17 protein-coding genes and 2 tRNA genes are annotated in these 22056 nt (G+C 70.5%); 12 read left to right on the top strand and 7 right to left on the bottom strand.

All coding sequences use genetic code 11. The annotated features are described in order from the left end of the window. Positions 1–75 precede the first annotated feature (75 nt). Positions 76–1389 (bottom strand): TrpB-like pyridoxal phosphate-dependent enzyme, encoded by a 1314-nt coding sequence (locus tag ABZX22_RS29595; RefSeq protein WP_354914860.1) that lies wholly within the window; start codon positions 1387–1389, stop codon positions 76–78. A gap of 18 nt (positions 1390–1407) precedes the next feature. After that, entirely contained in the window at positions 1408–2277 is an 870-nt protein-coding gene (locus ABZX22_RS29590; protein ID WP_354914858.1) for an LLM class flavin-dependent oxidoreductase, read from the bottom strand. A gap of 90 nt (positions 2278–2367) precedes the next feature. Here ABZX22_RS29590 and ABZX22_RS29585 point away from each other — a divergent pair, with 90 nt between their 5' ends. Next, the gene (locus ABZX22_RS29585; RefSeq protein WP_354914856.1) at positions 2368–4221 is read left to right on the top strand and encodes a trypsin-like peptidase domain-containing protein; all 1854 of its coding nucleotides are present in this window, start codon (positions 2368–2370) and stop codon (positions 4219–4221) included. A 42-nt stretch (positions 4222–4263) separates the two neighbouring features. Further along, entirely contained in the window at positions 4264–6606 is a 2343-nt protein-coding gene (locus ABZX22_RS29580; protein ID WP_354914854.1) for a protein kinase, read from the top strand. Between the two features lie 111 nt (positions 6607–6717). Here the strand turns inward: ABZX22_RS29580 and ABZX22_RS29575 are convergent, their stop codons facing one another. The 3 genes from ABZX22_RS29575 to ABZX22_RS29565 form a co-directional block, all read right to left on the bottom strand. Then, positions 6718–7335, bottom strand: a complete 618-nt coding sequence (locus ABZX22_RS29575) for a uridine kinase (protein ID WP_354914853.1) — start codon at positions 7333–7335, stop codon at positions 6718–6720. 2 nt (positions 7336–7337) lie between these two features. Beyond that, complete coding sequence (locus tag ABZX22_RS29570) at positions 7338–7958, bottom strand: NADPH-dependent F420 reductase (RefSeq protein ID WP_354914851.1); 621 nt, start codon at positions 7956–7958, stop codon at positions 7338–7340. Between the two features lie 100 nt (positions 7959–8058). Then, on the bottom strand, positions 8059–8793 hold the full coding sequence (locus ABZX22_RS29565; RefSeq protein WP_354914849.1) for a class I SAM-dependent methyltransferase: 735 nt from the start codon (positions 8791–8793) through the stop codon (positions 8059–8061). Between the two features lie 196 nt (positions 8794–8989). Here ABZX22_RS29565 and ABZX22_RS29560 point away from each other — a divergent pair, with 196 nt between their 5' ends. Continuing rightward, complete coding sequence (locus ABZX22_RS29560) at positions 8990–9574, top strand: hypothetical protein (protein WP_354914847.1); 585 nt, start codon at positions 8990–8992, stop codon at positions 9572–9574. 308 nt (positions 9575–9882) lie between these two features. Here ABZX22_RS29560 and ABZX22_RS29555 read toward each other — a convergent pair. Then, positions 9883–9953, bottom strand: a tRNA-Gly gene (locus tag ABZX22_RS29555). A gap of 89 nt (positions 9954–10042) precedes the next feature. Between ABZX22_RS29555 and ABZX22_RS29550 the strand changes: the two genes are divergently transcribed. Next, positions 10043–10116, top strand: a tRNA-Pro gene (locus tag ABZX22_RS29550). A gap of 158 nt (positions 10117–10274) precedes the next feature. Next, positions 10275–11135 (top strand): SAM-dependent methyltransferase, encoded by an 861-nt coding sequence (locus tag ABZX22_RS29545; RefSeq protein WP_354914845.1) that lies wholly within the window; start codon positions 10275–10277, stop codon positions 11133–11135. 194 nt (positions 11136–11329) lie between these two features. Here the strand turns inward: ABZX22_RS29545 and ABZX22_RS29540 are convergent, their stop codons facing one another. After that, complete coding sequence (locus tag ABZX22_RS29540) at positions 11330–11809, bottom strand: ATP-binding protein (protein WP_354914843.1); 480 nt, start codon at positions 11807–11809, stop codon at positions 11330–11332. Between the two features lie 226 nt (positions 11810–12035). Between ABZX22_RS29540 and ABZX22_RS29535 the strand changes: the two genes are divergently transcribed. The 7 genes from ABZX22_RS29535 to ABZX22_RS29505 all read left to right on the top strand — a co-directional run bounded on the left by ABZX22_RS29535 (position 12036) and on the right by ABZX22_RS29505 (position 21590). Beyond that, positions 12036–12902, top strand: a complete 867-nt coding sequence (locus ABZX22_RS29535) for a helix-turn-helix transcriptional regulator (protein ID WP_354914841.1) — start codon at positions 12036–12038, stop codon at positions 12900–12902. Positions 12903–13066: 164 nt separating this feature from the next. After that, positions 13067–14431, top strand: coding sequence for a trigger factor (gene tig / locus ABZX22_RS29530; RefSeq protein WP_354914839.1), 1365 nt, complete (start codon positions 13067–13069; stop codon positions 14429–14431). Between the two features lie 102 nt (positions 14432–14533). After that, positions 14534–16072 (top strand): Na+/H+ antiporter, encoded by a 1539-nt coding sequence (locus tag ABZX22_RS29525; protein WP_354914837.1) that lies wholly within the window; start codon positions 14534–14536, stop codon positions 16070–16072. 112 nt (positions 16073–16184) lie between these two features. After that, positions 16185–16817, top strand: a complete 633-nt coding sequence (locus tag ABZX22_RS29520) for an ATP-dependent Clp protease proteolytic subunit (protein WP_354914835.1) — start codon at positions 16185–16187, stop codon at positions 16815–16817. A gap of 11 nt (positions 16818–16828) precedes the next feature. Continuing rightward, on the top strand, positions 16829–17452 hold the full coding sequence (locus ABZX22_RS29515; protein WP_354914833.1) for an ATP-dependent Clp protease proteolytic subunit: 624 nt from the start codon (positions 16829–16831) through the stop codon (positions 17450–17452). A 174-nt stretch (positions 17453–17626) separates the two neighbouring features. Then, complete coding sequence (clpX, locus tag ABZX22_RS29510; protein WP_354914831.1) at positions 17627–18910, top strand: ATP-dependent Clp protease ATP-binding subunit ClpX; 1284 nt, start codon at positions 17627–17629, stop codon at positions 18908–18910. A 115-nt stretch (positions 18911–19025) separates the two neighbouring features. Further along, entirely contained in the window at positions 19026–21590 is a 2565-nt protein-coding gene (locus ABZX22_RS29505; protein WP_354914829.1) for a valine--tRNA ligase, read from the top strand. Positions 21591–22056: the final 466 nt, after the last annotated feature.

The raw sequence follows: 22056 nt of genomic DNA, 5'->3' as shown, positions 1-22056 counted from the left end.
CCCGGCGACGACGCGATGGCCAGGACCGGCTTCACCGCACCGCTCAGCGCTTCCCCTCCGCCAAGGAGAAGCCGGTCACGTGACGGGCAGGCCCGACAGCGACCGGGCGATCCGCTCCTCGGGCAGCGCGAAGTCCTCCATCTCGCCCGCCAGATAGCGGTCGTAGGCGGCCAGGTCGAAGTGGCCGTGCCCGCACAGCGCGGTCAGGATGACCTTCTCCTGCCCGCTCTCCTTACAGCGCAGCGCCTCGGCGATCGTCTCGGCCAGCGCGTGCGTGGGCTCGGGCGCGGGCACGATGCCCTCGGTCCTGGCGAACCGCACCCCGGCCGCGAAGCAGTCGGTCTGCGAGACGGCGACCGCCTCGAAGAGCCCCAGCTCGTACATGTGCGACAGCAGCGGCGACATGCCGTGGTAGCGCAGCCCGCCGGCGTGGATCGGGTCGGGCACGAAGTCGTGGCCGAGCGTGTGCATCTTCAGCAGCGGCGTGAACCCCGCCGTGTCGCCGAAGTCGTAGGCGTAGACCCCGCGGGTGAAGGACGGGCACGCCTCGGGCTCGACCGCCCGCAGCACCGGCGAGATGTTGCCGGCCAGCTTCTCCCGCAGGAACGGGAAGACCAGCCCCGCGAAGTTGGAGCCGCCGCCGGTGCAGCCGATGACGACGTCGGGCATCTCGGGAAGCTGCTTCAGCGCCTCCTCACCGATCACGGTCTGGTGCAGCAGCACGTGGTTGAGCACCGACCCCAGCGCGTAACGGGTGTCGTCGGCGGCCCCGGCCACCTCGACCGCCTCGCTGATCGCGATGCCCAGGCTGCCGGGCGAGTCGGGATCGTCGGCCAGCACCTTGCTGCCCGCGCCGGTCAGCGGCGAGGGGCTGGCGTGGACGGTCGCGCCGTACACGCGCATCAGCGAGCGGCGGTACGGCTTCTGGTCGTAGGAGGCACGCACCATCCAGACCTCGCACTCCAGCCCGAACTGGGCGCAGGCGAAGGCCAGCGACGATCCCCACTGGCCGGCGCCGGTCTCGGTGGTGAGGCGGCGGATGCCCTGCTTGGCGTTGTAGTAGGCCTGCGGCACCGCGGTGTTGGGCTTGTGCGAGCCGGCGGGCGAGACGCCCTCGTACTTGTAGTAGATGCGGGCGGGCGTGCCGAGCGCCTTCTCCAGGCGGTGGGCCCGCATCAGCGGTGTCGGCCGCCACAGGCGGTAGACGTCGAGCACCTCCTGCGGGATCTCGACGAACCTGTCGGTGCTCACTTCCTGGGCGATCAGGTCCATCGGGAACAACGGCGCCAGATCCTCCGGCCCCACCGGCCGCATCGTGCCGGGATGCAGCGGCGGCGGCGGAGGAGCGGGCAGGTCGGGAACGATGTTGTACCAGTGACTGGGGATCATCTCTCCATACTGGACCCGTCACGCTTCGCGTTCCAGTGCTACCTGTCTGCGAACTTCCGGGACCACCTCCTCGGCGAACAGGTGGAGCTGCCGCTCCTGGTCGCCCTCCGCCCAGAACACGAACGAGTCCATGCCGAACCCGACGGCCAGGTCGGTCAGCTCGGCCACCCACTGGCTCGCGGGCCTGTCCGGCCCGATGGCGCCGTTGATGTTGTAGACCCGCCGCAGGTCGGACGGCTTCCTGCCCGCCTCGACCGCCGCCTCGTCGATCCTGGCGTGCAGCTCGGGCAGCCGCTCGGGCGGCGCCCACGGCGAGGACGGCAGCCAGCCGTCGGCCGCCCGGCCCGCCAGCGCGAGCCCCTTCGGGCCGCCCACGCCCAGCCAGATGCCGATCCCGTGCGCGGGCGAGGGTCCGGCCTGCGCGCCGCGCAGACGGTAGTGCTCGCCCTCGAAGCGCCGGTTGCGCTCGCCGCTCCAGATCTGCCTGATCACCGAGATCGCCTCGCCGAGCGCGTCGATCGCCGCCCCCTTGGTACGGCGCGGCCCGCCGTACGCCTCGATGGCGTCCCAGAAACCGCCCGCCCCCAGCCCGAGCTCCACCCGCCCCCCGCTGAGCAGGTCCAGGCTGGCGGCCGACTTGGCCAGCACGGCCGGCTGCCGCAGCGGCAGGTTCGCCACGTCGGGGAAGACGGTCACCCGCTCGGTCACGGCGGCGATCACGCTGAGCAGCGTCCAGGTGTCGAGATACCTGCGCTGGTACGGGTGGTCCTGGACGCCGATCAGGTCGAGACCCAGCCGGTCGGCGAGCCTGGCGTGCTCGATCACCGGGTCGCCGGCGTCGGGCACGAGGAAGTAGCCGAACTGGAGAGGTCGTCCGTAGTCGCTCATGTCCCCGCAAACCGCGGGCCGGCCCGGGAGATTCCGGCTGAGTATGGACCTACTCATGCGGCGGCCACCGCACCGGCGCACCGTGGGCGCATGAACCCCATCGCCCGCATCAGGGACGACGTCGACCAGCTCGCGGCCAGGGCGGAACGTCTCGTTGCCACGGGACAGGTGCCCGTCGCGACCATCGAGAGACTCGTCGGCGAAGGCGTGGCCAAAGGCGCGCCGCTGTACGAGCGCATCATCGCCGCCGCCGCCGACCACCCGCCCGCGGGCTTCCTGTCCAGGGGAGCGCGTGCCGTCGCCGCCGTGGCCCGGATCTCGGCCGGCCCGCCGGGAAGGGAAACGCCGCTGGGCACGGGGTTCATGGTCTCGCCCCGGCTGCTGCTCACCACCAGCCACGTCCTGCCCTCGCCCGCCGCGGCGGGCGGCGCGGTAGCGGAGTTCGGCGGCGAGGAAGGCGCCGGCGACCGGCCAGGGACACCCGTCAGGTTCAGGCTCGACCCGGACGGCTGCTTCCTCACCGACGAGCGGCTCGGCTACACGCTCGTCCTGGTGAAGGCCGCCGCCGACGGCAGCGAGGCGGGCGCGATCCTCGGCTGGAACCCGCTCGTCGCCCGGCAGGGGAAGATCGTCGCAGGGGAGCCGGTGAACATGGCCGGCCATCCGCCCGGCCATCCGCCGGGCCGGGCGACGGAGATCTCCGTCCGGCACAGCCGGCTGCGGGAGCAGACCGCGCAACGGCTGCTCTACACCACCGGCGGGCCCGGTGGCTCGGGCTCGCCGGTGTTCAACGACCAGTGGGAGGTCGTCGCGCTGCACCACGGTCCGGCCGACGACTCGCCGAGCCCGGGCGCGGAGACGGATGAGGAGGTGCGGGGCTCGGGGGTACCGGGCTCCGGGCTGCGGGGCTCGGGGGTGCGGGGCTCGGGGGTGCGGGTGAGCGTCATCCTCGCCCACCTGGCGGGGCGCGAGGTCACCGCGGGGGTGCGGGCCCTGCTCGCCGAGATGGGGCCCGCCGCGGGGCTCGGGACGCCTGCCGTACCGGTCGCCCGGCCGCCCGCCGTCCAACCCCTCAGGGCGCCCGCCACCGCTCTCGCCGCTCGCCCCACCGCCTTCGGCGGCGGCAGGCGCCTGCTGTTCCTGCCCGGCGGTCCCGGCGAGCATCGCGACCACGCCGGCCCCGTGGCGCTGCGCAGGCAGTGGACGGCCGGGCTGAACAAGGGACTCACCCTCGCCGACCTGCCCACCCTCGACCCTGGCGACGTGTGGCTGCCCTTCTACGCCGACCGGCTCGTCCCGGCCGGCCCCGAGCCCTCCGCCGGGTGCGCGGCGCCCACCTCGCCGACCGCGCGGCTGCTGTACGAGCAACTCGTCGGCGAGGCGGCCATGATGGCGGGCATGCCGTCCGACTCGCGGCGCGAAGGGCTGCTCACCGGCCTGGACGGCGCGCTGTCCTGGCTCGCCTCCGCCACCAACCTCGACCGGCTCCTCATCGCGCGCGTCTTCCGCGACGTCGCCGCCTACCTCGACGACCCCCCGGTACGGCACCGCGTGCTCGACGCCGTCCTGCGCACCCTGCCGCGCTCCGGCGCCCTCGTCATGGTGGCGCACGGCCTCGGTAGCGTCGTGGCGATGGACCTCATGGCCTCGCTGCCGCCAGGCGTGGAAGTGCCGCTGCTGGTCACCGCGGGCAGCCCGCTGGGCCTCGACGCCGTGCACCGCCACCTCCTGGCGGGCGGGCCCGCGCGCCCGCCGAGGATCGGCGCCTGGCTCAACGTCTGGTGCCCGTCCGACCCGGTGTGCATCGGCTGCCCGCTGGACGACGACTGGAAGGGACAGGTCGACGAACGCGCGGTCGACAACCCCCTCCAACGCGCCCACGACGTGGAGGAATACCTGTCGGACCCGGCCGTCGCACGCGCCGTCGCCGCCGCCTTGGCATGATGTTCGCCCGGAAGGCCCGCACGACAGACGGACAGGGGCACGATGCTCAAGCCAGGAGATCCCGTACGGCTCGGGCCGTACAGGTTGCTCGACCGGCTGGGCGAGGGAGGCCAGGGCGCGGTCTACCTCGCCGAAGGACCCGACGGGGCGCGGATCGCGGTCAAACTGCTGCACGCCCGCCACGCCGACCGCCCCGACGTGCGGGCCCGCTTCCTGCGCGAGATCGAGCTGGCCAGGCAGGTGGCCGAGTTCTGCACCGCGCGGGTCCTCGACGCGGGCGAGAGCGACGGCTCCCTCTACGTGGTGAGCGAGTACATCGACGGCGTCTCCTTGCAGAAGAGCGTCGAACGGGAAGGCCCCCGCTCCGGCGCGGCGCTGCACCGCATCGCGGTCGGCACCGCGACCGCGCTGGCCGCCATCCACCAGGCGGGCATCGTCCACCGCGACTTCAAACCGGCCAACGTGCTGCTCGGGCCGGACGGCCCGCGAGTCATCGACTTCGGCATCTCCAGGGCGCTCGACACCGTGGGCACCACCACGAGCGGCGTCGTCGGCACGCCCACCTACATGTCGCCCGAGCAGATCGGCGGGCAGCGGGTGGGCGCCGCCTCGGACGTCTTCAGCTGGGCGGCGACCATGGTGTTCGCCGCCACCGGACGGCCCGCCTTCGGCCACGACAGCATTCCCGCCGTGCTGCACCGCATCCTGACGGCCGAGCCTGACCTGTCGGCCATCCCCGCCGACCTGCGGCGGTTGCTGGCGCAGTGCCTGGCCAAGGATCCCGCTGCGCGCCCCACCGCCTCCCAGGCGATGCTGTCCCTCATCGCCCACCGCCCCGCACCCGCCGGTCCCACTTCCGCCGGCCCGCCGCCTGCGGGGCCCATGTCCACCGGACCCTCGCCCGGTCCTGTGCCTGCGGGGTCTGTGCCGACCGGTCCGGCGGCCGTTGGTCCTGTGCCTGCGGGGGCTGCGTCTTTCGGTCATGTGTCTGCCGGTCCCGCGCCTGCGGGGTCCGTACCGACCGGTCCGGCGCCGGTTGGTCCCGTGTCCGCCGGAGCTGTGCCGTTCGGACCCGTGCCCGCCCCGCCCGGGGCCGACGGCGGGGCCGCGGTCGCCTGGGCTGGGACTGACGGCGGACGCGCGACGCCCGCGCCCGGGGTGACCGGGCCCGCTCCGGGTTCCCGCGCTCTCCAGGGACGGGCGCTGGACACGGTTCCGGGCAGGACCAGGAGGAAGGTCGCCTACGGCGTGGTCGCCGCCGCCTGCGCGGCCCTCGTCACCGGAGCGGCAGTCGTCGTGCCAGCATGGCTGGGCACCGGCACGCCCCGCCCCACCGTCGGCCCTCTGGCCTCCACCGGCGCCCCCGCGCCGGCCACCCACACCCCGCCGACCTCCGCCCGGACCTCGTCACCCACCCCGCCGACCCCGGCTCCGGCCCTGTCGCCGTGGTCCGGGAAGGCGGTCGGCACGGCGCTCGGCACCCTGCGCGGTCACACCGACGACGTGGAGACCGTCGCCACCACCACCGTGGACGGCAGGCCGGTCGCGGTCTCCGGCTCCCAGGACCGCACCGTCCGGCTGTGGGACCTGACCGGACGCAAACTCCTGGCCACGTTCACCGGCCACACCGACGGGGTGCGCGAGGTCGCCGTCACCGACCTGGACGGCACGCCGATCGCCGTCTCCGGCGGCGACGACGGCACCGTCAGGGTCTGGGACCTGGCCCGTCGCGAACCGCTCGGCAAGCCCATCGACCAGAACGAACCGGTGTTCTCCCTGGCGGTGACACGCCACGGAGACCGCACCGTGGTGATCACCGGAGGCGGCGACGGCAACGTACGCGTGTGGGACCTGGCCACCCGCAAGCAGGTCGGCCAGACGCGACGCGGCGCCCATGACGGTGCCGTCTTCTCCCTCGCCGCGACCGACGACGGCACGTTCTACACCGGGGGACAGGACGGCGAGGTCAAACGCTGGAGCCTCGACGGCGGCGAGGGGGCGAACGTGACCACCCACTCGGGATACGTCTCGGCGATCGCGACCGCCACGCTCGACGGCGGGCCGGTCGTGCTGTCAGGCGGCGGAGACCAGGAGGTGTGGGTGGACGAGCCTGCGGGCGGCGAGCGGCGCCTGCCGTACCGGGGGCACTCGGGATGGGTCTACTCGATCGCCGTGGCCGAGGTGGCGGGCCGGACGCTGGTCGTCTCGGGCGGCAACGACGGCTCCGCCAGGGTGCACGACCTGGCGACCGGCAAGGACGTGGGCAGGCCGTTCAAGGACCACGACCACAACGTCTTCGGCCTCGCGACGGCCGTCGTCGGCGGAAGGACGGTCGTGGTCAGCGCCGGAGGCGACGACACGCTACGGGTGTGGCGGCTCACCTGAGCGCCAGGGGACGACGGGGATCGGCTCACCTGGGCAGGATGGGCGGCCGGGGCAGCAGCACGGGACGGCGGGGATCGGCGCGCCTGAGCGGCACGGCCGGCCGGGGTCGGCTCACCGGAGCAGCACGGGGTGGCGCGGATCGTCGGTCTTGACCGCCACGTCGGCCGACTCCGCGGGGGCCACCTCGCGCTCGTAACGCTCGTAGGCCGGCAGCCGCCAGGCGTCTCCGGGGTCGGTGCGCCGGGTCAGGGCCGCCCGCGACAGCCACAGGTGCACGGTCAGCTCGGCCGGCAGGCCCCGCCCGAGCAGCAGCGTGCCGTCCAGCAGCAGCACCCCGCCCTCCGGCAGCGTCTCGTACGGCGCGCGGGTGGCGCGGTCGGTCACGCTGTTCCACAGCGACGGGACGATCCGGCCGGTGCCGCCGGGGGAGAGCGGGTCGAGCACCTCCCTGCGCAGGCCGCCCTCGTCCAGCCAGTCGTCGTAGAAGGCGTCGGGGTCGGTCCTGCCGTACTCCAGGCGCAGGGAGGCCGCCCGCAGGAAGTCGCCGGCCGACACCCGCCGCACCGCGCGCCCGCGCACCCGCAGCGGCTCGACCAGGTCGTCGGCCAGCAGATCGGGCCGCGCCGGCGGCGCGCCGTCGACCAGCACCCGTACCCACGCGCCGCGCGGGTGCCGTGCTACGCGCTCGGCCAGTTCCTCGACCAGCGACGCGGGAGAGATCGGCCGCAACGCTAGCGGTCCCGGCCCAGGGCCCGCCGCAGCTCGTCCCGGGTGAGCCGCCGGTTGTAGGGCGGCGTGTCCGGCTCGAACCTGCGGCCCTCCGCCAGCGGCCCGGCGTCGACCACGTCGAACCCGAACGCGTCCGTCAGCTCGGCCACCACCCGCTTGGCCGCCTCGTCGTCACCCGCGATCGGCAGCGCGCGCCTGCCCGGCGTGCCCTCAGGCAGGCCCTGCGTGGCCAGGTCGCGGTAGTAGATGCTGTTGAACGCCTTCACCACCCTGGCGTCCTTCAGGTGCGCGGCCAGCAGCTCGCTGCTCGTCGTCTCGCCGGAGTCGAGCTCGGCGACGTGGCCGTCCCTGGCCGGATAGTAGTTGTTGGTGTCGATCGCGATGGTGTCGATGGGCGGCACCTCGCGATAGCTGCCGAACGGGATCGTCACCACGACCACGTCACCCGCACGCGCCGCCTCCTCCGCCGTGCCGGCCCGCGCCCGTGGCCCCAGCTCCTCGACGAGGTCGGCGAGGGTCTCGGGGCCGCGCGAGTTGCTGAGGACCACTTCGTGGCCTGCCGCGACGGCCAGCCTGGCCAGCGTGCCGCCGATGGATCCGCTGCCGATGAGTCCGATAACCATGGACGTAACCATGGACGCGGCAACACGGCGCCGCCATCGCCCTATTCCGTCGTCGGGGCCGCTCTGAGGTGCGCTCTGAGGTCCGCTCTCAGGTCCGCTCTCAGGTCCGCGCGATGACGAGGAACTCTCCGTCCCCTTCCCCGACCGGCTGCCGGTGCCACCCGCCGTGGATCCGCTCCACCCGGAATCCGGCCTCCGCCAGGGAGGCGCGCAGTTCCTCCTCGGTACGGAAGCGCAGCGTCGAGGTGCTCAGCAGCGTCTCCCCGTTCGAGAAGGCGTAGTGGTAGGTGAAGCTGACCCTGCCGTCCTGGACGTCGGTCACCTCCACCCAGGTCTCGGCCTCGGCACCGTCCGGGAGGCGCACCAGCTCGCGCGAGTCGGTCGGGTTCCACCGTTCCCAGGCGAGATTCCGGGGATCGCGCGAGTCGAACACCAGCCGGCCCCCTGGCACCAGCGACCGTTCGAGCGCGGCGAGGACGCGCTTCCACTCCTCGTCGTCGACGAAGACCTGCGCCACGTGGCTGGTCATGACCGCGACGTCGAACGCGCGCTCGGGAAGCACGTCGGCGGTGCCCTCGATCCAGGTGACCCGCTCGGCGCCGGGCTTGGCGCGGGCCGCCTGCAGCGACGCGCGGGCCGGATCGACGCCGGTGACCGTATGGCCGGCCGCCGCCATGCCCAGCGCCAGCCGCCCGGTCCCACATCCCAGATCCAGCACCCGGGCAGCGGGAGTCTCGCCGACCACGGCGAGGAAGAAGTCGTCGTCGCGACCCCAGATGTACATGGCGTCGTAGACCGCCACCAGCCGGGGGTCGTTGAACTCGGCGTCCTGCATACGGAGATCGTATTCGCCCGGTGCGCCGCCTTCTCCTGGCAGCCGAAGCCGCTTCACCGCCCGCGCCTTTGTCGGCGAGTTCTGTTCAAGAAGATGAGCGGGAGGCGTTCTGGACCGAGCTGGGCGGCTCGGCCACGATGAGGGCATGACGGAGAACGGATCAGCGCGGCCGCCGACGGCGGGCGGAGGAGCAGGGTTGCGCCTGAACTGGTCGGCACTGGGCGCTCTGGCGGGTGCGGCCGCCGCCGTGGTCGCGCTGATCGCCTACCTGGTGCCGCCGACCCCACCTCCGCAGCCCCCGTCCGACGCGGTGGCCCCTACCCCGGCCCTGCAGTCGTCGTCACCAGATCCGGTGACCACCCCGCCCGCACCGCCGACCCCGCGTCCATCGCCTGAGTCCAGCACGCCGCCTGAGTCCAGCACGCCGCCCGAGCCAACACCGCCGAGCTCCACGCGAGAGGACCCGGATTCCTCGGCACCGCTGGCAGCGGTCCGGCCCGGCGGCTGCGACGAGGCGGCGGCGGCGCTGACCGCATACCGCCGGAACGCCGGGTCCGTCCGCAGCAGCCAGGCAGCCGCGGCTCAGCAGACGCGCCACGACCTGATGGGCGCGGTCCTCGACGCGCAAGGAGTGGTGGGGGCGAAGATCAGTCGGCTGGCCGCCGAATTCCAGGAACTGAACTTCCGCTTGACCGGCATGACCGGCGGCGATCCCAACCAGGTGATCGCGGATATCAACACAGACGTCGCGGAGCTCAACAGGCTGTGCGGATCCGTCTGACCTGACGACACGTCACAGCCGGACCGGCGCGCGACGGCCGCGGAGCAGCGGGAGTCACCAGGTCCGCGCAGGAGCGCACGCCGCCTCAAGGGCTGCTCTGATCTACCGGCACGCCGCCAGAGACCAGGACCAGGCCGTCGCGCAGGCGCTCGGCGGGCATTCAGGGGCAGCGAAGAGGAACCAGGCATCCACGGCAGCGAAGAGGAACACAGAAAGTAGGCAACGGGCACGGAAGATCGGAAAAAGCGTCTGAAGACCACGAAAGGCCAGGTCTCCCTTGCCGGGTGACCTGGCCTTTCGCCTGTCTGAGCGGACGACGGGAATCGAACCCGCGTAGCTAGTTTGGAAGACTAGGGCTCTACCATTGAGCTACGTCCGCGCGAGCCGGTCGAAGTCTGGTCTAGACTTCATCCGGTCGTCAGGGCGTAAGCGTACCGGAGTCCCGGAGCGCATGCGTAACTGACGTCGCGGGGCGTGGCGCAGCTTGGTAGCGCGCCTGCTTTGGGAGCAGGAAGTCGCAGGTTCAAATCCTGTCGCCCCGACTGCCGTGCCTGCCACGAGGCCACTCCACGAGATCGGGAGTGGCCTCGTGCGTGTCCGGCGGGCGGGCAGGCGCTCATGCGCGTCGTGGCGGCCGTCCTCGGCGCCGCGAGACCCCTCCGGTGGTCGGGCGGAACACCATCAGGCATGATGACCCTGAGTGGGGAGTCGCGTGCCGGGGGTGAGCATGTCGATGGACGACGAGGTGCGGGCCGGGTCGGTGATGCTCACCAGTGACTGGATGGCCGTGATCCGGTCCAGGGAGCGGGCCCAGGCCGACGCCTATGTGGACGATCCGTGCGCCGCCGCCTTCGTCACCTCGGAGTCCGAGGCGAGCTACGACGAGATTCGCAGCAAGGGGCTGCCGTCAGAGGTGGTGCCGATCAGGGGGCGGCTCGGCGACGCGACGCTGCTCGAGTCGGGCGTACGGCAGGCGGTCTGCCTGGGCTCGGGCACCGATTCCCGCGCCTACCGGCTGCCGCTCGACGAGGGCTTCAGTTACTTCGAGGTCGACCTGCCCGGCCAGCTCGCCGGCAAGGCGGAACTGCTCGGCGCGGCCGGGTTCACCGCCAGATGCCGGGTGGAGGTCGTGGAGGCGGACCTGCGCGAGGACAGCTGGACGGCCGCGCTGCTCGCCGCGGGCTTCGAACCCGGGCGGCCGGTGCACTGGATCGCGGAGGGGCTGTTCTACTACCTCACCAAGCCGCAGGGGAGGGCACTGGCCGAGGCCATGAGCGCGCTGTCGGCGCCGGGCTCGTGGTTCACCTTCGACGGGCCGCACGACCGGTTCCTCGCCGATCCCGCCCGGCAGGAGTTCCTGCGGCAGATGAGCGAGCGCGGCTCGCCGTTCGTCGGCTCGTTCCACGATCCGGTGGAGTGGCTGGCTCCTTACGGCTGGCTGGCGCAGGCGGCGCTGCACCGCGACATCGCCGACGGGCGCTGCGACTGGCTGCCGCCGTTGCCGGAGCGGTTGCGGGCCCCCATCCAGGACGTCTGGTTCGTCCGCGCCTGTCAGGCCTGACATCGTCGCGGGAGCAGCCGGGTTCACGCCGGTCGGCCGCCAGGGCCGCAGGACTGACGGATGGACGGCGCCCCGACGGCGGGCGGGTTCGTGAATGGCCGCGGTCGCGTGGACAGGGATGCCGCGACGGCGGCGAGCCGGTCAGGAAGACGGACCGGAAAAGCCAGCAGGAAAAGACGAGCCGGGAAGACGACTCAGGACGGCGAGTCGGCCTCGGTGTGGAACAGCGCCCAGACGGCCTTGCCGCCGCCGTCGAGGCAGTCCCAGCCCCACTGCTCGCTGTAGGTCTCGACGATGTAGAGGCCGCGCCCGTTCTCGGAGATGAAGTCGGGTTCCTTCGGCATGGGCACTTCGTCGCTGGGGTCGGCGACCGCCAGCAGGACGTGCGGGGCGGCGCGCATCAGTAGCAGCGTGATGTGGCGGTTGCCCCTGGCGTACCTGACCGCGTTGGTTACCAGCTCGGAGACCACCAGGGCGGCGTCGTCGCCGAGCTCGGACAGTCCCCAGTCGTTGAGGGTCGAGCGGGTGACGTCCCTGGCCGTGCGGACGGAGTCGGCCTTGAAGGGGAGGGGCCAGGAGGTGGTGTCCGGGAAGTCGTCGTGGAGCAGGCGCTCGAAGCCGACTTCACGCGTGATCTGCAGGCAGGTGGCAGCGGCCAGAGGGTCCTCCACCATCCCGCCGTACCTCCACTAATCCCGAATTAGTGCATATGTCAGTGATTGCCCCCGATATGCACTAGGCCATCATGGGTCACGACAAGCCACGCTGCAAGACCCAAATGCACGTGCAGCTGCAATGTGCAACAGCATTGTGATTACTGGCATGGGGGACACACGGCTGAGACCTTGTCATGGAAGCTGGAACTAGTGACACTGTGTGCGGACCGAAGAGGGAGGCATTGTGACGCAGCACCCGCCGGGGTCGGGGCCAACGGCTCTGCGCATCCTCCTGGGCTCCCAACTTCGCCGGTTGCGTGAGTCGCGGGGCGTCACGAGGGAAGAGGCCGGTCACCTCATCAGGGGCTCCGAGTCCAAGATCAGCCGCATGGAGCTCGGGCGCGTCGGGTTCAAGGAGCGCGACGTCGCCGACCTCCTCACCCTGTACGGCGTGGCGGAGGAGAGCGCCCGCAGGGCCGTGCTCGACCTGGTGGCCACCGCGAACGAGCCGGGCTGGTGGCACCGGTTCAACGACCTGCTGCCCTCGTGGTTCCAGGCGTACGTCGGCCTCGAGGAGGCCGCGGCCCGCATCAGGACGTACGAGGTCCAGTTCGTCCCCGGCCTGCTGCAGACCAAGGAGTACGCCAGGGCGGTCATCACCGCCGGTTCGGCGGGGGTCGGCGGCGAGGAGATCGCCCGCCGGGTCGACCTGCGCCTCGAGCGCCAGCGCGTCCTCGACCGGCCCGGCGGCCCCGTCTTCTGGGCGGTGATCGACGAGGCCGCCCTGCGCCGCCCCATCGGCGGTGCCGACGTGATGAAGGCCCAGCTCGAGCACCTGATCGAGCAGATGCGCCAGCCCAACATCACCATCCAGGTCATGCCGTTCGACTTCGGCGGCCACAGCGCCGAGGGCGGCGCGTTCAGCATCCTGCGCTTCCCCGACCACGACCTGCCCGACGTCGTCTACGTCGAGCAGCTGGCCGGCGCCCTCTACCTCGACAAGCGCGAGGACGTCGACCGCTACACCGAGGTCATGGAACGCTTGTGCGCGGTCAGCACGACACCAGACGAGACCGTCGAACTGCTGAACAAGATCAAGGACGAGATCTGAGCCGCGCTTCGTCGTGCTTCGGTGCACATCTGCCCTAGACTGGCGTGCGGCGTTGGACATTCGCCGGTGCGAGCATGCCCGACACCGATCATGTGGGCGCGGCGCGTGAGCCGCAGATCTGGACGCGCCCGCGGACACTCAAGCTTGATCAAGGAGACCACCCCGTGAAGACCGCTGTCGAGGAGCTCAGCCCGACTCGGGTGAAGCTCACCGTCGAAGTGCCGTTCGACGAGCTTGGCCCGAGCATGCAGGCGGCGTACAAGAAGGTCGCGCAGCAGGTGCGCGTCCCCGGTTTCCGCCCCGGCAAGGTCCCGGCCCGCATCATCGAGCAGCGCTTCGGCCGCGCGGTGGTGCTGGAGGAGACCCTCAACGACGCGGTGCCGAAGCTGTATGGTCAGGCCGTCGACGAGGTCGACCTGTTCCCTGTCAGCCAGCCTGACATCGAGGTCACCAAGATCGAGGACGGCGAGCAGATCGAGTTCACCGCCGAGGTCGACATCAGGCCCAGCTTCGAGGTGCCCGACTTCGCCGGCATCGAGGTGACCGTCCCGGCCGCCGAGGTCACCGACGAGGACATCAACGGCCAGCTCGACGCGCTGCGCCAGCGCTTCGCCACGCTGACCGGCGTCGAGCGTCCCGCCGTCAAGGGCGACTTCGTCGTGATGGACCTGCGCGCCGAGATCGACGGCGTCAACCTCGAGGAGCAGCAGGCCAACGAGGTGTCCTACGAGGTCGGCGCGGGCTCGGTCCTGCAGGGCCTCGACGACGCGCTCGAGGGCATGTCGGCCGGCGAGGAGAAGACCTTCCGCACCGAGCTCGTCGGCGGCGAGAACGCCGGCGACGAGGCCGATGTGATCATCAACATCAAGTCGGTCAAGGAGAAGGTCCTTCCCGAGCTCGACGACGAGTTCGCCCAGCTGGCCAGCGAGTTCGACACCCTCGAGGAGCTGAAGGACAGCATCCGCGAGCAGGCCCGCCGCAACAAGCTGGTCGACCAGGTCGTCCAGTCCCGCGAGAAGGCCCTCGACGCCCTGCTGGAGAAGATCGACATCCCGATCCCCGACAGCGCGCTCAAGGCCGAGCTCGACGCCCGCAAGCACAACCTCGACCACCAGATCGCCGAGAGCGGCCTGAGCCGCGACGCCTTCTTCCGTCTCTACCAGACGACGGAGGAGGAGCGCTTCGCCGAGTTCGAGACCCAGTCGGCCAAGGCCATCAAGAGCGGCTTCGTCCTCGACAAGATCGTCAAGTCCGAGGAGCTGGGCGTCAACGAGCAGGAGCTGACCAACTTCGTGGTCCGCCGCGCCATGCAGATGGGCGTCGCGCCCAACACGCTGGCCCAGCACCTGTCCGACAACGACCAGCTCACGCTGGCGATGGTCGAGATCGTCCGCGACAAGGCCAAGACCGTCGTCGGCGACGCCGCCAAGGTCGTCGACGAGGCCGGCAACGAGGTCGACCTCAAGGCCATCTACACCGAGATCAACGGCGAAGAGGTCACCGAAGAGGCGCCCGCCGACCAGGAGTAAGCACTCCGCGTTCTGCCGAAACCCCCGTTCCTGCTCCCGCAGGGCGGGGGTTTCGCCGTTTTCGGGGCAGGCACTCACGAGAGGCCGATCGACGGGGGAGTCATGGGGGACGAGCTGTTCTTCCTCGCGCTGGCGGTCGCCGTGGCCCTCGTGGCGGGCCGCGTCCTGGCCCGCCGCCTGCTCGTGCCGGAGGCGATCCTGCTGGTCGCCTTCGGCCTGCTGATCAGCCTGCTGCCCGGGGTCGACGACGTGCGCGTCGACCCCGAGATCGTGCTCAACCTCTTCCTGCCGCCGCTGGTCTTCCACGCCGCCTTCCTCACCGCGCCGCGGGAGACGCGGGCGGACGCCGGCCCCATCGCCATCATGGCCTTCACGCTGACGTGCGCGACGGCGCTCGTTGTGGCGGCCGTGACCGGCTGGGCCGTACCGGGTCTGCCGTGGGCGGCGGCGCTGGCGCTCGGCGCCGCGGTCGCGCCCACCGATCCCGTGGCCGCGACCGCGGTGCTGAAGCGGGTCGGCGCGCCCCGCCGGCTGGTCACCATCCTGGAGGGGGAGAGCCTGGTCAACGACGGGGTCGCCCTGACCATGTTCGGGCTCGCGCTGGCCGCGCTCGACCATCCGGTCACCGCCGCCGACACCCTGGTCGAGCTGGTCAAGGTCGTCGCCGGCGGCATTCTCTGGGGCATCGCGGTCGCCGGACTCGTCGGCTGGCTGCGGCCGCTGGTCAAGGAGCCCGGCGCGCAGATCGTGCTGTCGCTCGTCACGCCGTTCGTGGCCTACCTGCCCGCCGTGGAGCTCGGCCTGTCGGGCGTGCTCGCCACGATCGTGGTGGGCTTCCGGCTCGGCACCACCGGGCAGGGCCTGCTGCAGCCCGCCTCCCGGCTGACCGGGCAGGCCTTCTGGGAGGTCCTGGTCTACCTGCTGGAGTCGACGCTGTTCGTGCTGCTGGGCCTGGAGATCACCGACGTGTTCGGCGCCATGCCCGGGCAGTCGTGGTCGCGCCTGCTGGTCACCGTCGTGGCGGTCATCGCGGTCGTCGTGCTGCTGCGGATGTTCTGGACGCTCGTGGTCGTGCCGCTGCTGCGCTTCAAGCGCTTCGAGACCATCGACGTACGGCAGCGCGTCGCGATGGGCTGGGCCGGCATGCGCGGAGCGATCACGCTGGCCATCGCGCTGTCCATCCCGTTCGACGTGCCCAACAGGCAGATACTGCTGTTCCTGGCCGCCTGTGTCGTCCTGGCCACACTTGTGGGCCAGGCGGCGACACTGCCGTGGCTACTGCGCAGACTCGGACTGGGGGAGAGCGAAGCCGAGATCAAGGAGGAGGCCGTCGCCCGCGCGGCCACGCTGGAGGCCGCCCTCGCCCGCATCGACGAGCTGGCCGCCGACGACCGCATCGACGACCGCACCGCCGACGTCTACCGGCAGCTGTTCGAGCTGCGCCTGGACACCGTGCGCTCGGTGCTCGGCGAGGACGAGGGCAGGCCCGAGATGGGCAAGCTCAGGAAGGAGCTGGTCAAAGCCCAGCGGGACAAGCTCAACGAGCTGTACCGCAAGGGCCGGATCAGCGTCGCGACCCAGCGCAAGCTGCTGCACGAACTGGACCTCGAGGAGCGCAGGCGCGCTTCCGGCGGGCACTGACGCCGACCTGCGCCGACAGCGAACAGTCGGTGGACCGGGCATGACCTGTGGGCCGTGCGCGTTAAGGTCACAAGCAAAGCCCATCGATTACGACGCATCGGAAGGTGACGCTGTGACCAGCCCGCCGACCTTCTATCAGCCCGAGTCGCGAGGCCGTGAGAACGGCTCGTCCTTCCGGCTTGAGGACCAGCTGTACCAGCGCCTGCTGCGTGAGCGCATCATCGTGCTCGGCACGGACGTCAACGACGAGATCGCCAACCGCATCTGCGCCGAGTTGCTGCTGCTCGCGGCCGACGATCCCGACCGCGACATCTACCTCTACATCAACTCGCCTGGTGGTTCCGTCACCGCCGGCATGGCGATTTACGACATGATGGAATACGTGCCGAACGACGTGGCCACGGTTGCGATGGGCCTGGCGGCTTCCATGGGGCAGTTCCTGCTCTGCGCCGGCGCCCCTGGCAAGCGTTACGCGTTGCCGCACGCCCGCATCATGATGCACCAGCCCTCGGGCGGCATCGGCGGCACCGCCGCCGACATCGCCATCCAGGCTGAGCAGATGCTCTACGTGAAGAAGACGCTGGCCGAGCGGATCGCCTTCCACACCGGCCAGCAGCTGGACCAGATCGAGGCCGATTCCGACCGCGACCGCTGGTTCACCGCCGACGAGGCCAAGGACTACGGCTTCATCGACCACGTGGTCCGCAGCGCGCGCCAGGTGTCCTCGCAGGGCACCGTTTCCTAGGGGGAGCTGAAGTGAACATCGAGAGCCGCTACGTTCTCCCCTCCTTCGTCGAGCGCACGTCGTACGGCGTGAAGGAGATGAACCCGTACAACAAGCTCTTCGAGGACCGCATCATCTTCCTCGGAGTGCAGATCGACGACGCGTCAGCCAACGACGTCATGGCTCAGTTGCTGACGCTGGAGTCGCTCGACCCCGACCGTGACATCAGCATCTACATCAACTCGCCCGGCGGGTCCTTCACGGCCATGACGGCGATCTACGACACGATGCAGTTCGTCCGGCCGGAGATCCAGACCGTCTGCCTCGGCCAGGCCGCCTCCGCGGCGGCCGTGCTGCTGGCCGGCGGCACCCCGGGCAAGCGCTTCGCGCTGCCCAACGCCAGGGTGCTGATCCACCAGCCCTCCACCGAGGGCGGCGGCCAGGGTAGCGACATCGAGATCCAGGCCCGTGAGATCCTGCGCATGCGATCGCTCCTTGAGGAGATCATCGCCAAGCACTCGGGCAAGGCTCCGGCCGAAGTTCGTAAGGACATCGAGCGCGACAAAATTCTCAACGCCGATGAGGCCAAGGCGTATGGTCTGATCGACGACATCATTCCGGCCAGGAAGAAGCGAGCTCAGGCCGTCGCTTCCTGATCGAGACGCGACGCACCGGAGCGCTGCCCAATTGGGCACGTTCCGGTGCGACTCGCCGCCAGGGGGCTCACTGAGGGCCCAGAAGACGGTAACGTCGAAACCTGAGCGGTTCGGACCGGGTCCGAAGGATCGGATCGCGGGAGCAGGGCGGTCCCACGCAAAGGAGTTTCTGGGGTGGCACGCATCGGCGACGGTGGAGACCTGCTGAAGTGCTCTTTCTGCGGGAAGAGCCAGAAGCAAGTCAAGAAGCTCATCGCCGGTCCCGGCGTCTACATCTGCGATGAGTGCATCGATCTCTGCAACGAGATCATCGAGGAGGAGCTGTCGGAGTCCTCCGAACTCAAGTGGGACAATCTGCCGAAGCCGAGAGAGATCTACGAGTTCCTCGACGCCTACGTCATCGGCCAGGACAAGGCCAAGAAGGCGCTCTCGGTGGCGGTCTACAACCACTACAAGCGGGTGCAGTCAGGCGACCGCGGCAGGGACGACGGCCTCGAGCTGGCCAAGTCCAACATCCTGCTGCTCGGTCCGACGGGATCCGGCAAGACGCTGCTGGCGCAGACGTTGGCCAAGATGCTCAACGTGCCGTTCGCCATCGCGGACGCCACGGCGCTCACCGAGGCGGGATACGTCGGCGAAGACGTCGAGAACATCCTCCTCAAGCTCATCCAGGCCGCCGACTACGACGTCAAGAAGGCCGAGACGGGCATCATCTACATCGACGAGGTCGACAAGATCGCCCGCAAGAGCGAGAACCCGTCCATCACCCGCGACGTCTCGGGTGAGGGCGTGCAGCAGGCGCTGCTGAAGATCCTGGAGGGCACGACGGCCTCGGTGCCGCCGCAGGGCGGGCGCAAGCACCCGCACCAGGAGTTCATCCAGATCGACACCACCAACGTGCTGTTCATCTGCGGTGGCGCGTTCGCCGGCCTCGAGAAGATCATCGAGTCCCGGGTCGGCAAGAAGGGCATCGGCTTCAACGCCATCATCCGGTCGAAGGAAGAGATCGACTCCGCCGACATCTTCGGCGACGTGATGCCGGAGGACCTGCTGAAGTTCGGGATGATCCCCGAGTTCGTCGGCCGGCTCCCGGTCATCACCTCGGTGCACAACCTCGACCGCGAGGCGCTCATCCAGATCCTCACCGAGCCGCGCAACGCCCTGGTCAAGCAGTACCGCAAGCTGTTCGAGATCGACGGGGTCGAGCTCGAGTTCACCGACGACGCCCTCGAGGCGATCGCCGACCAGGCGATCCTGCGCGGCACCGGTGCCCGGGGCCTGCGCGCCATCCTCGAGGAGGTGCTCCTGTCGGTGATGTACGAGGTGCCCTCCAGGCAGGACGTGGCGCGCGTGGTCATCACCCGGGAGTCGGTGCTGGAGCACGCCATCCCGACGCTGGTCCCGCGCGACCAGCTGGCCGCCAAGCAGCAGCGGACCCCGCGCGAGAAGTCGGCCTGACCGCAGGCCGTCCGTACGCCGAGGCCCCCGGAGCACAAGCGTGCTCCGGGGGCCTCGGCGCGTCCCGGGGGTGACGATTCCACGGAAGTCGCCCGAGGTCTCTAAACTTGACCGCGTGACAACGCCAGAGCTGCCTACCCAGTACACGCCCGCCGACGTCGAGACCCAGAGCTACGAGCGCTGGGTAGCAGGCGGTTACTTCGGCGCGGACCCGGGCAGCGGGCGCGAGCCGTACTCGATCGTGCTGCCGCCGCCCAACGTGACGGGTGTGCTCCACATCGGCCACGCGCTCGACCACTCCGTCCAGGACGCGCTCACCCGCCGCGCCCGCATGCGCGGCATGGAGACGCTGTGGCTGCCCGGCATGGACCACGCCGGCATCGCGACACAGAACGTCGTCGAGCGCGAGCTCGGCAAGGAGGGGCTGTCCCGGCACGACCTCGGCCGTGAGGCGTTCGTCGAGCGCGTCTGGCAGTGGAAGGACGAGTCGGGCGGCAAGATCCTCGGCCAGATGAAGCGCCTGGGCGACGGCGTCGACTGGTCGCGGGAGCGCTTCACCATGGACACCGGGCTGTCGCGCGCCGTCCAGACCATTTTCAAGCGGCTCTTCGACGACAAGCTGATCTACCGCGCCGAGCGCATCACCAACTGGTGCCCGCGCTGCCTGACCGCGCTGTCCGACATCGAGGTCGAGCACAGCGAGGACGAGGGCGAGCTCGTCTCGATCCGCTACTCCGACGAGATCGTGGTCGCCACCACCCGTCCCGAGACGATGCTCGGTGACACGGCCGTGGCCGTCCACCCGTCGGACGAGCGCTACGCGCACCTGGTCGGCACCGAGGTGGAGCTGCCGCTGACCGGGCGCAGGATCCCGATCGTCGCCGACGAGCACGTCGACCCCGCCTTCGGCACCGGCTGCGTCAAGGTGACGCCGGCGCACGACCCCAACGACTTCGAGATCGGCCGCCGCCACTCGCTGCCGTCGCTGACCGTCATGGACGAGCGCGGCGTGATCACCTCCCATGGCCCGTTCCTCGGCCTCGACAGGTTCGAGGCGCGACCGGCGGTGGTCGCGGCGCTGCGCCAGCAGGGCCTGATCGTCGCCGAGAAGCGGCCCTACCTTCACGCCGTCGGCCACTGCTCGCGCTGCAAGACCGTGGTGGAGCCGCGGCTGTCGCTGCAGTGGTTCGTCAACGTCGCCCCGCTCGCCAAGGCCGCCGGCGACGCCGTCCGTGACGGGCGCACCCGCATCCACCCGCCGGAGCTGGCCAAGCGCTACTTCGACTGGGTCGACGACATGCACGACTGGTGCATCTCGCGCCAGCTGTGGTGGGGCCACCGGATCCCGGTCTGGTACGGCCCGGCCGGCGAGGTGGTGTGCGTCGGACCGGACGAGGACCCGCCCGCGGGCTACGTCCAGGACCCGGATGTGCTCGACACCTGGTTCTCCTCGGGGCTGTGGCCGTTCTCGACGCTCGGCTGGCCGGCGCAGACGCCCGAGCTGGCCCGCTTCTACCCGACGACCGTGCTGGTGACGGGATACGACATCCTGTTCTTCTGGGTGGCGCGGATGATGATGCTGGGCCTGTACGCGATGGACGGCCAGCCGCCCTTCCGCACCGTCGCCCTCCACGGCATGGTCCGCGACCAGTTCGGCAAGAAGATGTCGAAGTCCTTCGGCAACGTGGTCGACCCGCTCGACTGGATCGACCGCTACGGCGCCGACGCCACCCGTTTCACCCTGCTGCGCGGCGCCAACCCCGGCTCCGACGTGGCGGTCAGCGAGGAGTGGGCGGCCGGCTCGCGCAACTTCTGCAACAAGATCTGGAACGCCACGCGCTTCGCGCTCATGAACGGCGCGACCACCGGCGAGCTGCCCACCGCGCTGACGTCGGCCGACCGGTGGATCCTGTCGCGGCTGCAGACCGTCGTCCGCCAGGTCGACGAGGCGTTCGAGGAGTTCGAGTTCGCCAAGGTCGCCGACCTGCTCTACCACTTCGCGTGGGACGAGGTCTGCGACTGGTACCTGGAGCTGGCCAAGGTCCAGCTCGCCGAGGGGCTCGACCAGACCCGCATCGTGCTCGGGCATGTGTTCGACGCGCTGCTGAGGCTGCTGCACCCGTTCGTGCCGTTCGTGACCGAGGAGCTCTGGCGCGCGGTCACCGGCGGCGAGTCGGTGGTCGTCGCACCGTGGCCGGTGGCCGACGACCGCTACGCGGACCCGGCGGCCGAGGCGCAGATCCTCGCCCTGCAGGAGCTGGTGACCGAGGTGCGCCGTTTCCGCTCCGACCAGGGCCTCAAGCCGGGCCAGAAGGTCGCGGCCAGTCTCACGCTGGAGGGTACGGCTGTCGCCGCGCACGAGAGCGCCATCCGGTCCCTGCTCAAGCTGCAGGAGCCGGGCGAGTCGTTCATGCCGACCGCCTCGTTCGTCGTCGGCGAGGTCACCGTCGCCATCGACACCGCGGGTGCCATCGACGTGGCGGCTGAGCGCAAGCGGCTGGAGAAGGACCTGGCCGCGGCGCGCAAGGAGGCCGCGCAGGTGGCGGCGAAGCTGGGCAACGAGCAGTTCATGGCCAAGGCGCCGGAGGACGTGGTGGCCAAGGTGCGGGCCAGGGCGGAGGCGTCCGCCGCTGACATCAGCCGGCTCGAGGCACAGCTGGCGACCCTGCCCACCGGCTGATCGGCGTGGACAGCGGAGGGCCCGGAGTCGTGCGCGGCTCCGGGCCCTCCGGCATGTTTGGCCAACGCGAACCAGGGGAAAACTGATTCGTTACCGAAGGTGGACGCCGGACCTCTGGCTGGCTGCTACAGTTTTCAAGGCGGGGCAACGCGGCCTACGGGTCTTCGGAAACGAAGGTCACGCAAGGGCTGCTAGGCTCCCGTCACTCCCTCTGAAACACTTCGATCTTCGGGCGGCGTCCACGCGATTGGACAAGGACCGAATGATGGAGTAGGTTCAGAGGGTTGCCCCGGAAGCGGGGTGGTCGAGATTGTAGCTGGTTCGCCCGGTTTGACAGCAAGTCGGACGAAACGGTAAAATTAAGACACAATGAACGAAGCGAGTGCGACCGGGTGGTTGACGGTGAACGCGTCCGTTTCTTGAGAACTCAACAGTGTGTTAAAAGCCAGTGCATGAAAATATCATG

The organism is Nonomuraea sp. NPDC003804 (assembly GCF_040610675.1).
In the GTDB taxonomy this organism is placed as follows: domain Bacteria; phylum Actinomycetota; class Actinomycetes; order Streptosporangiales; family Streptosporangiaceae; genus Nonomuraea.
Note: the sequence above shows the minus strand (reverse complement) of the source record. Positions and strands in the feature narration are given on the sequence as shown.